The sequence below is a fragment of the Streptococcus hillyeri genome (genome assembly GCF_041081565.1).
Lineage (GTDB): Bacteria > Bacillota > Bacilli > Lactobacillales > Streptococcaceae > Streptococcus > Streptococcus hillyeri.
Window position 1 is genome coordinate 1,846,346 of the sequence record NZ_CP163513.1, and the last position, 13,155, is coordinate 1,859,500.

13 protein-coding genes are annotated in these 13,155 nt (G+C 38.8%); 4 read left to right on the forward strand and 9 right to left on the reverse strand.

Features of this window, described 5'->3' with window-relative positions:
* Positions 1-121: 121 nt before the first annotated feature.
* On the forward strand, positions 122-1,288 hold the full coding sequence (locus AB6M99_RS09125; protein WP_369350352.1) for an IS30 family transposase: 1,167 nt from the start codon (positions 122-124) through the stop codon (positions 1,286-1,288).
* Between the two features lie 373 nt (positions 1,289-1,661).
* On the opposite strand, the gene AB6M99_RS09130 is transcribed toward AB6M99_RS09125, so the two are convergent.
* From AB6M99_RS09130 to AB6M99_RS09145, 4 genes are all read right to left on the reverse strand, one after another.
* Entirely contained in the window at positions 1,662-3,512 is a 1,851-nt protein-coding gene (locus AB6M99_RS09130) for a proline--tRNA ligase (RefSeq protein ID WP_121836340.1), read from the reverse strand.
* A gap of 191 nt (positions 3,513-3,703) precedes the next feature.
* The gene (gene rseP, locus AB6M99_RS09135) at positions 3,704-4,954 is read right to left on the reverse strand and encodes an RIP metalloprotease RseP (protein WP_121836339.1); all 1,251 of its coding nucleotides are present in this window, start codon (positions 4,952-4,954) and stop codon (positions 3,704-3,706) included.
* A gap of 9 nt (positions 4,955-4,963) precedes the next feature.
* Entirely contained in the window at positions 4,964-5,758 is a 795-nt protein-coding gene (locus AB6M99_RS09140) for a phosphatidate cytidylyltransferase (RefSeq protein WP_121836338.1), read from the reverse strand.
* Between the two features lie 12 nt (positions 5,759-5,770).
* Positions 5,771-6,526 carry an isoprenyl transferase gene (locus AB6M99_RS09145; protein WP_121836337.1) on the reverse strand — a complete coding sequence of 252 codons (756 nt, stop codon included), beginning with the start codon at positions 6,524-6,526 and terminating at the stop codon, positions 5,771-5,773.
* A 366-nt stretch (positions 6,527-6,892) separates the two neighbouring features.
* Between AB6M99_RS09145 and AB6M99_RS09150 the strand changes: the two genes are divergently transcribed.
* On the forward strand, positions 6,893-7,348 hold the full coding sequence (locus AB6M99_RS09150; RefSeq protein ID WP_121836336.1) for a universal stress protein: 456 nt from the start codon (positions 6,893-6,895) through the stop codon (positions 7,346-7,348).
* 499 nt (positions 7,349-7,847) lie between these two features.
* Here the strand turns inward: AB6M99_RS09150 and yajC are convergent, their stop codons facing one another.
* The 3 genes from yajC to AB6M99_RS09165 form a co-directional block, all read right to left on the reverse strand.
* The gene (yajC, locus tag AB6M99_RS09155; protein WP_369350611.1) at positions 7,848-8,126 is read right to left on the reverse strand and encodes a preprotein translocase subunit YajC; all 279 of its coding nucleotides are present in this window, start codon (positions 8,124-8,126) and stop codon (positions 7,848-7,850) included.
* Between the two features lie 88 nt (positions 8,127-8,214).
* Positions 8,215-8,553 carry a thioredoxin domain-containing protein gene (locus AB6M99_RS09160; RefSeq protein ID WP_121836334.1) on the reverse strand — a complete coding sequence of 113 codons (339 nt, stop codon included), beginning with the start codon at positions 8,551-8,553 and terminating at the stop codon, positions 8,215-8,217.
* Positions 8,554-8,672: 119 nt separating this feature from the next.
* On the reverse strand, positions 8,673-9,389 hold the full coding sequence (locus AB6M99_RS09165; protein WP_121836333.1) for a YebC/PmpR family DNA-binding transcriptional regulator: 717 nt from the start codon (positions 9,387-9,389) through the stop codon (positions 8,673-8,675).
* Between the two features lie 185 nt (positions 9,390-9,574).
* On the opposite strand from AB6M99_RS09165, the gene AB6M99_RS09170 reads away from it, so the two are divergent.
* Complete coding sequence (locus tag AB6M99_RS09170; protein WP_121836332.1) at positions 9,575-9,925, forward strand: metal-sulfur cluster assembly factor; 351 nt, start codon at positions 9,575-9,577, stop codon at positions 9,923-9,925.
* Positions 9,926-10,121: 196 nt separating this feature from the next.
* Here AB6M99_RS09170 and AB6M99_RS09175 read toward each other — a convergent pair whose 3' ends face one another.
* Positions 10,122-10,592, reverse strand: a complete 471-nt coding sequence (locus tag AB6M99_RS09175) for a DUF3013 family protein (protein WP_121836331.1) — start codon at positions 10,590-10,592, stop codon at positions 10,122-10,124.
* 340 nt (positions 10,593-10,932) lie between these two features.
* Here AB6M99_RS09175 and serS point away from each other — a divergent pair, with 340 nt between their 5' ends.
* Positions 10,933-12,216: a serine--tRNA ligase gene (gene serS / locus AB6M99_RS09180; protein WP_369350613.1), complete on the forward strand. Its 1,284-nt coding sequence runs from the start codon at positions 10,933-10,935 to the stop codon at positions 12,214-12,216.
* A gap of 227 nt (positions 12,217-12,443) precedes the next feature.
* Here the strand turns inward: serS and AB6M99_RS09185 are convergent, their stop codons facing one another.
* Complete coding sequence (locus AB6M99_RS09185) at positions 12,444-13,082, reverse strand: ribonuclease P (protein ID WP_121836329.1); 639 nt, start codon at positions 13,080-13,082, stop codon at positions 12,444-12,446.
* Between the last annotated feature and the right edge of the window lie 73 nt (positions 13,083-13,155).

Sequence of the window (13,155 nt, forward strand, 5' to 3'; positions counted from 1 at the left end):
CTTTTGCCGGTAATTTCCCAAAGTAATTTCCACTTTAGCTTTCGAAGTGGAAATTAGTCTAAAACGGATTTTTATGGTGGAATTAAGTCTGAGACGTTTGTGTTAGAAATGAGTCCTTACTATGACAAAATATAAACACCTTACCCTCTCAGACCGCAATGACATCCAACTTGGCTTAGAACGTGGAGAAACCTTCAAAGCCATTGGACAAACTATCCTAAAAGATCCTACTACCGTTTCCAAAGAGGTCAAACGTAACAGACAGGTCAGAACCTCTACCAGTGATGGGCTTCCTTGCCCTCTCATTGATAAATCCCCATTTGTCTGTAACGGATGTCCTAAGAGAAGACAAAATTGTGGCTACAAGAAAATCTTCTACCTCGCTAAACAGGCTCAAAAACAATACGAACAAACCCTCGTTGAGGCTCGAGAAGGAACACCTCTCAACTCTCAAACGTTCTGGGATATGGATAAAGTCATTTCTGATGGTGTGAAAAAGGGACAACACATCTATCACATCCTTAAAACGCATAACCTTGATGTCAGTTCCTCAACCGTCTATCGACACATCCGTAAAGGATACCTTTCTATCGCTCCTATTGATCTGGCTAGAGCTGTAAAATTCAAAGAAAGGCGCAAATCTATCCTGCCTTCTATCCCTAAAGAAGCTAAAAAAGGGCGTTCTTATGAGGACTTCCAAAACTACCTGACACATAGACAACTGACCTCTTGGCTTGAAATGGACACCGTTATTGGACGGGTTGGCGGAAAAGTATTACTCACCTTCAATTTGTCTTTCTGTAACTTTATCTTCGCTAGACTTCTGGACAATAAAACCGCTCTTGAGGTCGCTAAACACTTCTATGTCATCAAGAACACACTTTATGAGGCTGATAGAAATTTCTTCGATGTTTTCCCTATCATTCTTACAGATAATGGCGGAGAATTTGCCAGAGTTGATGACATCGAGATGGATATCAGAGGTGAGATTAAACTATTCTTTTGTGACCCTAATCGCTCTGACCAGAAAGGAAAAATTGAGAAAAATCACTCCCTTATTCGCGATATTCTACCAAAGGGAACTTCTTTTGATAACTTAACTCAGGACGATATCAACCTAGTCTGTTCTCATGTCAATAGCGTGAAACGCGCTGCTTTGAATGGGAAATCAGCTTATGAGCTCTTTACCTTTACCTATGACGAAGAACTGGCTAAACTTCTTGGCATTTCCTTAATTCCCGCAGAAGACGTCTGTCAGTCCCCAAAATTACTCCAACATAAATTCTAAAAACTAATCTAAATATAAGCCACTCAAACGTCTCACACTAACTTCCACCATAACGGAACTTAATCTGAAACGCTTTCAGATGAGGGGATTTTGTGTACCCTTTTTGTCAACTAAATTAGCCTAAAAATGCAATAAATCAACCTTTATAAAAACCAGTGGAACTTACCCTGACACGGAGTTTCACTGGTTGTTAGAGGTTTTATCAGATTAACTTCCACTTTAACAGACGGTGGAAGTTAGTTTGGGAATTTAGCTTCTAAAAAAGTTTGGCAAAAAGTTTGAAAATCTTTCTCTTATGCGCTATTTACAAGAAAAATTGCCATAAAAAAGTAAAAAAATAAACCCAGCTCATTGATAGAACTGGGAATATGTTTTATTGAGATAGAATTTCTAAGGTTTCAATGAGATTATCTGCATGAACTTCGATGGTGTCTCCACTTGATTTGATTTTCACTTCAACAATTCCATCAGCAGCTTTTTTACCAACCGTAACTCGGATTGGTAGACCAATTAAGTCGCTATCTGAGAATTTTGAACCGACACGTTCGTTGCGGTCATCTGTCAAGATATCGTAGCCTTTAACCATCAAATCGCCTTCGATTTTAGCTGTTAATGCTTGAGCTTCTTCGTCTTTTGTATTGACTGTAATCAAATGAACATCAAACGGCGCCAATTCTTTAGGGAAATTGATGCCCCATGCAAATTTAAAGTCTCCTTTTGGTGTTTTATTGACAAAAAGGCGTGCATGCTGCTCAATAACTGCAGATAAGATACGGCTAACACCGATACCGTAACATCCCATAACAATTGGTACTGCTCTGCCATTTTCATCAAGAATCGTCGCGCCCATGCTATCTGAATAGCGTGTACCAAGCTTGAAAATGTGACCAATCTCAATGCCACGTGCAAATTTTAAAACACCTTTACCATCTGGTGAGACTTCGCCTTCTTTGACTTCGCGGATATCAGTATATTCAGCCGTGAAATCACGTCTTGGGTTAACACCTGTCAAGTGATAGCCATCTTCATTAGCACCAACAACTGCATTCGCTACATCTTGAACTTTACGATCGGCAACAATTCGAATCGTTTCAGGAAGTCCAACTGGTCCAAGTGATCCAAAGTTAGCTCCAAAAACATTTACGGCGTCATTTTCTGTAGCAGCTTCAAGGAAATCAGCTCCGAGATAATTTTTTAGCTTGACCTCGTTAACTTGATCATTGCCCACAAGGAGTGCGACAACTGGCTCGTTATCAGCAATAAAGAGAAGCGTCTTAATGGTTTGTTCCTCTGTAACATTTAAGAAATTAGCAACATCATCAATAGATTTACAGTTTGGAGTTTCAACTTTAACAACTTCTTCTTGGACAACTACTTTTTCAACTGGTTTGTACTCGTTTGTAGCCATCTCAAGATTGGCTGCATAGTCAGACTCGCTTGAGTAAGCAATGGTATCTTCCCCAGAAACCAACCATGAGTTAAGCTCTGCTTTGATCTCTTCTAAAACTTCTGCAGGAATTTCATCGATAGAAGCAATGGATTTGTCAAGGACCAACCAACGGTCTAAATCTGTGCGATTTGGCGTAATGGCCATAAATTCTTGAGAGTCTTTCCCTCCCATGGCGCCACCGTCTCCGATAATACCTTTGAAATCTAGACCAGCACGTGTAAAGATTGCCTCGTAGGCTTTGCGATAATCTTCATAGGTTACATCGAGATCTTCATAATTAGCGTGGAAGCTATAGCCATCTTTCATGACGAATTCACGTGTTCGAAGAAGTCCGTTACGTGGACGTTTTTCATCACGGTATTTTGATTGAATCTGATAAAGGTTAAGTGGTAATTGTTTGTAGGACTTGACCGCATCACGTACCAACATGGTAAAGGTTTCTTCATGCGTTGGCCCCAAGATGAAATCAGATTGATCTCTATTTTTTAACTTATAGAGGTCTTCTCCGTATGTTTCATAACGACCAGATTCACGCCATAGGTCTGCTGTCAACAAGGCTGGGGCAAACATTTCAACGGCACCAATTTTTTCAAATTCTTGGCGCATGATTGTTTTGAACTTTTCAATCGTGCGATTAGCCAGCGGTAAATAGGCATAGATACCTGCTGATACCTGGCGAACATATCCTGCACGCAACATCAATGCGTGACTGATAACTTGAGCATCACTTGGCATTTCGCGAAGTGTTGGAATTAACATTTTTGATTGTTTCATATTCTAAAAGATATTAAGGTTAACCTATCCGTTGCTAAAACAACTCGAGATTATTGCTACATAAAAAGACTATCTTAAATTCTTACTGCCATTTCTTTTTATGTATGCCCCTTAAATAATTCCTTTCTTGTCTTTTTATTTTTAATGAGAAAAGCTAGGTTCGAACGAACGATAGCCTTTTTAAATTTTACTTAGAAAAATACTCGCATGATATCATTCCATGTTACAGCAATCATTAATACAACCATGATGGCTACTCCTGCAAGTGTCACATAGGTTTCTGTTTCTTGTTTGAGTGGTTTTCGACGAATGGCTTCCAAGATATTGATAACAATTTTGCCACCATCCAGGGCCGGTATTGGGATTAGATTAAAAATACCCAAATTGATGGAAATCATCGCCATCAAGTAAAGAACCGACTCTATGCCACTAGCTGCCGCTTGATTTGACATTTGATACATAGCAACTGGACCACCTAGTTTATCCAAACTAAAATTAGTAATCAGTCCTTTAAGAGCGTTAAGAATATGGAAGGTTGTCTGCCATGCTTTAATAAAACCTCCTTGAATTTTATCCAAGAAACTTGTTTTCAGAGATGGCATAACACCAATATAAAAAGCTCCGCTATTTTCCACTGGAGTCACAGAGAGGACTTTTTTCTCTCCTGAGAATTTCTCCACTTCAACGTCAAGAGTCGATGGAGATGTTGTAGAACCTACTGCTTTCTGCAACTCAGACCAATTAGAGACCGCAACTCCGGAAATCGATAGGATTCTATCGCCAGTTTGCCCTCCTGCCTTAGCAAATGCGCCATTTTCTGTGGCACGAATCTGAGTAGAATCCAGGTTCTCTACGCCACCTTGCATAAACACAAGGACGATAAAAATGATAATCCCTAAAATAAAATTGTTCATCGGACCAGCAAAATTCGTAAGCATTCTTCCTGGAATTGTTGCATTCTGATATTGAACATCCAGCGGTGCAATACGAATCTCTGTACCGTCTTCTTCTATAATAGTGGCATCGTGATGAACTTTGTAAGTCTTTTGCTCATCTAGAACAAGACCCGATAAGCTGAGCTCATTTTCAAGGTCATACGAGGTAATGTTGATGGGAAGAGCTGTTTTATCAACTTGCTTTCCTGAAAGGTTAATACGAGTGACAATCCCATCTGCGCTGATTGTTATAGCAGCTGGTGTTCCGGTTTTGATTTCAGTCGTATCGTCACCCCATCCTGCCATTCGAACATAACCTCCCAAAGGAAGCATTCGAATCGTATAAGCTGTGCCATCTTTACCAATATGAGCAAAAATCTTCGGTCCCATACCGATAGCAAATTCACGCACTAAGATGCATGATTTTTTCGCAAAATAGAAATGGCCAAATTCATGAACCGTAACAATAATTCCAAAAATCGCAATAAAAGATAAAATTCCTAACATGGCACCTCCCTAAAAAAGCCCAAAGAAATGCATGATTGGAAAAACAAAAATCATGCTGTCAAAACGATCAAGGATACCACCGTGTCCTGGAATTAATTTCCCTGAATCTTTGACTCCAAAATAGCGTTTTAAAGCACTTTCGACCAAGTCACCCAGTTGCGCAAAAACACTAAAGACGGCAACCAAAATCATCATGATTAGGAAATTTTGAGGAACATACACTGTTGGCTTGACTAACATAAATATGACAGCTACCACAACAGCTGATAACACCCCTCCTAAACTTCCCTCTATCGTTTTATTTGGTGAAACAGTTGGTAGAAGCTTGTGTTTCCCGTAAGTACGTCCAAACATATAAGCGCCGATATCAGTTGCCCAAACGATAAAAAGTGCTAAAAGTACCTTGTCTAAACCAGCAATGCGGGCACTGATAAGGTTTTGAAAACCAATTCCCACATAAAAACTAGAAGCGATTGGAAAGAGAGCATCATCAAAGCTATATTTCCCAAAATTTAACACTGTTCCAGCTAAGATGAAAAATACAAACAGCGTATAAGCACTAAGGCTCGCATCAACTGGTAAAAAGGTAAGGTAATGGTCCATTGGAACAGCAAGAACAAATGTCCCCAACATTGCTAATAAGCCTTCAAATGAGAAAATCTCATAGCCTTTCATTTTCACAATTTCAGAAACACCTATCATAGCTAGTAGACCAACAAATAATTGAAAGGGAACCCCTCCAAACCAAAGAAAAGGGGCAAAAATTACTAGAGCTAAGGCTCCAAAAATAACACGTTCTTTCATTTTCTCCTCTTTCTAGACACCACCAAAACGACGATGACGGCGATTATATTCCTCGATCGCTGCCACTAGACCTTTTTCTTTAAAATCAGGCCAAAGAACATCTGTAAAATAAAATTCACTGTAGGCAGATTGCCATGGTAAAAAATTACTCAATCGTAATTCACCACTTGTTCGGATAATTAAATCTGGGTCCCGATAAAGATAAGGTAACGTAGCAGTATTCAAATAATTGGCAATGAGTTCTTCGGTAATATCACCAGTATTAAAACGAGCATCCAAAACATCTTGAGCAATTTGTTTTACTGCCGAAACAATCTCTGCACGTCCACCGTAATTCAAAGCAAAGTTTAAAATCAATCCTGAATTACGTTTGGTCAACTCACGCGCACGATTAAGGGCATCCAAGGTATCTTTTGGTAAACGACTGGTATCACCAATCATCTGCACTTTGACATTATTTTTATGAAGTTCAGGAACGTACTTGTCAAAAAATTCAACGGGTAGACTCATGATAAACTTCACTTCATCGACGGGTCTTGTCCAATTTTCAGTAGAAAAAGCATAAACTGTTAACACTTTAACACCTAATTCAGATGCTTTAATCGTAACAGCCTGCAAAGCATCCATTCCCGCCTTGTGTCCCATAATTCTTGGTTGCATACGTTTTTTAGCCCAACGTCCATTGCCATCCATGATGACACCGATATGCTTAGGAATTTTCTCCAAAGCTACCTGAGTTGATTCTTTTTTTCTTCTAAATGTAAACATACTATTTTCCCATTATTTTATACTCTATTTTCTATTTTACCATAAATCAAGTCAATTAAACGATTTTCCTATCTTATTATCTAAGAATTTCATTGATTTTATTAAAAGGCACATTAGGACTACTTTTTAATAGGACAAGTGCATGACGAAAATCATTTGTTGAAAAAATGTTAAAAATATTATCACTCCCAGAAAAAACTTCTTTCTGTAACCATTGTTCTTGACTCAGTAGCTTTTCAGAATAATTTTTGGTATTTCAGAAATTTCTTGGAACTTTTTCTTCAATCATTTGTCGTTATTTATTGTAAAAACGCTTTCATTTTTAGATAAAAAAGAGTATAATATAATCAAAAGGAGGCGATCTTTATGGTTACACAATCTTATCGGCACATTTTAGTTGGTATTGATGGCTCACCTCAAGCTGAGTTGGCTTTTGAAAAAGGCTGTGCAGTAGCCTTACGTAACGATGCTCAACTTGTTCTTGCTCATGTTATTGACACACGTACCTTGCAAAACATCGCGACTCTGGATACCTTTGTCTTTGAAACATTAGAAAAAGATGCTAGACAAATGCTTGAAGATTATAAGACTCAAGCGCTCGATAAGGGAGTTAGAGACGTTAAAATTGTTTTAGAATTCGGTAATCCTAAAACGCTTTTAGCAGTTGACATTCCCGAATCCGAAAACGTCGATCTTATTCTTTTAGGTGCGACTGGTCTGAATGCTATTGAGAGACTTCTCATTGGTTCTTCATCTGAATACATTATGCGACATGCCAAAGTTGATATTTTGGTTATCCGTGAAGAAAGTAAAACCTTGTGACAATCACTGAGAATTGAGCTTAGCTTCTCTTCACTAACTAATGCTTAACAAAAATCACTTTCTTATTTCTTTCTTAAACGTGCGGACGCTCAAAAGGTTTGGGAAACCTTTTGAGGTGGGAACTACTACGAAATTGATTTTCAATTTCTGTAGTGCTCCCAAAAATCCGTTCTTATCAAGCCAATTCCCATCGCTCTTTTATTTCTGAGCTTGGGCTAAAACTGTCCACTGGACAGTTTCACTAATAAGAATACCACTATGGCGAAAAAAGCTCTAGTAAATCAAGCCATTTATTGGTTCTTGATTTTACTTAAACTGCTAATTTTGATTTTGGATGAGTATAAGACCTATACGCTATAACAACTTAATCTACCAAAAAAGCATAACAGCAATGTCCAATCAAGAACATTGTTGCTATGCTTTTTATCTTATTATCTTCTAAGCAATACCGCTCACAACTATTCTGTTTCTTCAACGGCTGAGGTTTCACCTTCAGCTGTTACTGGGTTAAATCAGATGCTGTTGGAGTAATGACACGTTTAATTGCTGATAATTCAAACGTTAAATAAACGCCATCGACATCAAGTACGATTGTTTTAGCATCAACGTTAACTTCATCAACGACTGCATACATGCCACCAATTGTGACAACTTCGTCACCTTTTTTCAATTGCGCTAATTGATTTTGACGTTGCTCAGCTTGTTTCTTTTGGCTACGGCTAGTAAAATACATCATACCTGCCATCATGACCAGCATAATTAAGATTGTTGCGTTCATAAATGTCTCCTTAAAAATAAGATATAGCAGAAAACCTTCCTAGTTTCCAGCTATGCTATTGCTACTATACCAAATTCTAATCGTTTTTTCAAATCGCAGTTATAAACTCTGAGATAGCGTCTTCTGATAACGATGAGTCACAGACAACCTTAACTACTCCATCATTAGCCACTAAAAGGCCTGGAACTGTTGGGATTTGGTAGGTATTTCGAAAAACTTGAATATCTGACAAGGCTACAAAATTCTCACTATTGATGAAAAACACCTTAGTCCCTGTAGTCATAGCTACATTAGCAAGCTTGGGTTCAAAGCGACGGCAATAAGGGCAAGATGAGCGGCCAATGAAAAGAACCACCTTTTCTTCAGTCTGAATCATTTTCTCTGCTTCTTGCACAGTGATTTCTGTAAAATCTTTAGCAAATGTCATAAATCTCTCCTTAGGTTAGAATACCCTTATCATAAAAGTTTTTAGTGCAAAAAGCAATTTTCAGATACCAAAAAGAGAGGTTGAGACATTTTATCCCAACCTCCTTATCATATTTAAGTTTAGAAATCTGCTACGTTATGGTAAACTTTTTGAACGTCATCATCTGCTTCAAGAGCATCAACTAATTTTTCAAAAATAACCAGGTCTTCTCCCTCAAGCGTCACTTCAGATTGAGGAATCATCTCAAGTTCAGTGACTTGGAACTCTGAAATACCATTTTCACGAAGAGCAACTAAAGCCTTGTGAAGATCTGTTGGTGCTGTGTAAACTGTGATTGAACCTTCTTCTGCTTCAACATCGTCAACTTCAACGTCTGCCTCAAGAAGCAATTCAAAAATAGCATCTGCATCATCACCCGCAAAAACGATGACACCTTTTTTATCGAACATGTAAGAAACTGAACCAGCAGCTCCCATGTTACCACCGTTTTTACCGTAAGCTGTACGCACGTTAGCAGCTGTACGATTAACATTAGATGTCAAAGTATCAACGATAATCATTGAACCGTTAGGACCAAACCCTTCGTAACGTCCTTCAACGAAAGTCTCGTCAGTGTTTCCTTTAGCTTTATCGATAGCTTTATCGATAACATGTTTAGGAACTTGTGCTTGTTTGGCACGATCAATGACAAATTTCAAGGCAGAGTTTGTCTCTGGGTCTGGATCACCTTGTTTAGCAGCTACATAAATTTCAACACCAAATTTTGCATAAACTTTTGATGTTGCGCCATCTTTAGCAGTTTTTTTCGCAACAATATTAGCCCATTTACGTCCCATGGGTATCACCTCTTTGATTTATTTTTTAGAAATAGCAAAGCTACTCCTCTAGAACTTCTCTATTATAGCACTTTGGGGTGATTTAGTAAAATAGGTTTTTCACTCAAAAAATTCAGAAAATTCTTGAATTTACCTATTTTTCTGATATAATATACACATATTTTTAGGAAAGATGAGTGTAATTCATGCGTGATGACATCAAAATCAATGACAGAGCATTAGCTTTATCAGAACCATTAATTGACATTTTTGAAAGTATTTTTGATCCTGAAATTGGTCTTGACATCTATAATCTTGGCCTTATCTACGACATCCATCTAGACGATACTGGTCACATGGACCTGCTCATGACGTTTACTGATATCAACTGCAATTGCTCTGACAGTATGCCTGATGAAATCATCAATAAACTGACTAGTCTCGATGAAATCAATTCTGTTAACGTTGAAATCACCTATAAACCGGTTTGGAAAATGACGCGTATTTCACGCTATGGTCGTATTGCTCTAGGAATTAGCCCAAGAGGTGGGAAATAATTCTCACAAAAGTTAAGAGAGTGGCAACGTTTTTACCACTCTCTTTCTTCTTGATAGGTAATTATAGTTATTTGAATTAGCAATAGGACACTAGCTAATCAGGCTAATATGAGATAGATCTAACCATCATATTTTTGATTGTCCTATTCTTGATTCAAAACACTATACTAGAATAAATGTACGATGTAAATTTGTTTTAATATCTCGGATAAGGGTAGAGAGTTGTTTCTGCTAGTTCTGCTCTGCCATTTTCAAAAGCCTCAGCATCCCATGTGATTGCAAACTCTTCTGCTTCTTCATCTGATAAGAAATCCATCAAATCACTCAAGCCTTCGGTTGCTGTTTCATTAAGAAAGTCTGCAAAGTAGGCTAAAAACTCACGAGACAAGCCTTTTTTAGGATCATAAGGAATCGTTGCTAAGTAGTCATCTGAATCAAATGTTGATTTTACAGGATTATAAAACAAAATATAATCTTCGAAGAAAATATCTTCACTAGAAGCTTCCCCATCAGCATCAACAGTTTCAACTCCAGATGTATTTTGCGCTTCAAGAAGGAAAGTCACTTCAACAGCATGATTTTTCTTATCCCAATCCATCGCAAAGTCGCAAGTCAATGCTTTCTCTAATTCTTCTTCTAACACCGATAAAAAGCCAAATTTAGCCATAAGTCACCTCTTTTTTTGTTATAATCCATTTTACCATAAAAATTTATTTTACATTTGCCTAACAATGCTGTATAATATTCGCAACGGATAAGTAAGTTGTTTTTCTTCTTTCAGAAAGCCTGCGGTTGCTGCGAGCAGGTATTAGAAGCAAGTGAAATTCTACCGTGTTTTTAAGACGGATGTTTTGTTAATGCCGATATGCTATATTGGCGACAAGGAAAATGCCTTCTTAAATTATTTTATCAATATCGTAATTAAGCGCACCTTAGTGAAGTTGGATGGAACCGTGCTACCGCACTCCAACAATGACTAGGGTGCTTTTTATATAAAAGGAGATCATATGTTAGATATTAAACGCCTACGTACAGATTTTGATGCCGTTGCTGAAAAATTGGCAACTCGTGGCGTCTCTGCTGAGACATTGACTGAATTAAAAGAGTTAGATGCAAAGCGTCGTGAACTCTTGGTCAAATCTGAAGAACTCAAGGCTGAACGCAACCTGTCTTCTGCGGCTATTGCACAAGCAAAACGTAACAAAGAAGACGCTAGTGAACAAATTGCAGCCATGCAAAAACTCTCAGCCGATGTTAAAGCTATTGATGCTGAGCTTGCTGAAATTGACGAAAAGGTCACAGCGATTATCACTGTTTTACCAAATACACCTCACGATTCAGTTCCTGTCGGAGCAGATGAAGAGGAGAATGTTGAAGTCCGCCGTTGGGGAACACCACGTGAATTTGATTTTGAGATTAAGGCGCATTGGGATCTTGGCGAAGACCTTGGTATTCTTGACTGGGAACGCGGGGCAAAAGTGACTGGGGCTCGTTTCCTTTTCTATAAAGGTCTCGGTGCTCGTTTGGAGCGTGCTCTTTACAACTTCATGTTGGATGAACACTTGGCAGAAGGTTACGAAGAAGTCATCACACCATACATGGTGAACCGCGACTCAATGTTTGGAACTGGACAATATCCAAAATTCAAGGAAGACACCTTTGAAATCAATGACGACGAACGCCCATTTGTTCTTATCCCAACAGCTGAAGTGCCATTGACAAACTACTACCGTAACGAAATCATTGACGGTAAAGACTTGCCAATCTACTTCACAGCGATGAGCCCATCATTCCGTTCAGAAGCTGGTTCAGCTGGTCGTGACACGCGCGGATTGATCCGTCTCCACCAATTCCACAAAGTTGAAATGGTGAAATTTGCTAAACCAGAAGAATCTTACGATGAATTGGAAAAAATGACTGCCAACGCCGAAAATATTCTCCAAAAACTTGGATTGCCATACCGCGTTCTTGCTTTATGTACAGGAGATATGGGCTTCTCTGCTGCTAAAACCTACGACTTAGAAGTTTGGATTCCTGCGCAAAACGCCTACCGTGAAATTTCAAGCTGTTCAAACACAGAAGATTTCCAAGCTCGCCGTGCACAAATTCGTTACCGTGACGAAGCAGATAGCAAAGTGAAACTCCTTCATACCTTGAATGGTTCTGGTCTTGCGGTTGGTCGTACAGTTGCTGCTATCCTTGAAAACTACCAAAACGAAGATGGTTCTGTAACGATTCCAGAAGCTCTTCGTCCTTACATGGGTGGCGCTGAAGTCATTGCACCGAAATAAACTAAGAAAAGAGAGTGGGACAGAAGTCATGATTTCGAAGAAATTGACTTCGTCGTCCCACCTCCGCACAGTTGATTAGGATGGCCGCTAACGATTGCGTGGTAGTAAAATAGTCCAGTGGACTATTTTAGGTGGACACTTGAAAATGAAGAAGTGTCCAGTTGCAGACCTCCAATCAACCACTGCGTCAATTTGTTATTACCATTAAAAATAGAAGGTTGAGATATTTATGTCCCAACCTCTTTTTTTGTCTGTTCATAATATGGTATCAATAATTCAAAGCCTTTCATCAACTGGTGAACAGCAGCTTCCGACGTCATTTCCTCTGTCACTTGAACGTCGTATTTGATCAGTACCTTGCGCACTGTGCCACTTGCAACCTGCTCTTTCAGCAGCTGACGATTTTCTTCAGTTCCTGCCATACAGCGACTCTCACCATTTTCCTGCACAAGGTAATATAAGGGCTCTGTTATCGGAAGCTCCAATACCTTATGTTGTTTGAAGAGAGTGGCATCTGATTTTTTTCGCTCGACAAAACTGACTTCAACGGAAATACCAAAGTCATCCTCTTTCCCATATAATCGAGTCGCTAATGCAACATCCTCCACAGAATCAGACGGCAGACGGTAATAACACCAAAAATGTGGGCGACAAATCTGCGCCTGATTCATCCACTGGCTAACACGTTCTGACACAAAAGGAGTGACTTGTTGCTCCAAGAGCTGATTTATCGTTTGAAATTCTTTGCGAGCAGACTGAGCTAGCACGCGTAAGTCTATCATATATTCTGCTAAGTTTCCTGCTTTTTCTGGCTTGACATATTTTTCTCCTTTGCAAGCTAGATAAGCCTTAATATGTTCTAACATCGTTTCTCCATTTTTTACAAGCAATCGTAGATATAAAAAGCTAGAACGATTTCTCTTTAAACTAAAAGACTGC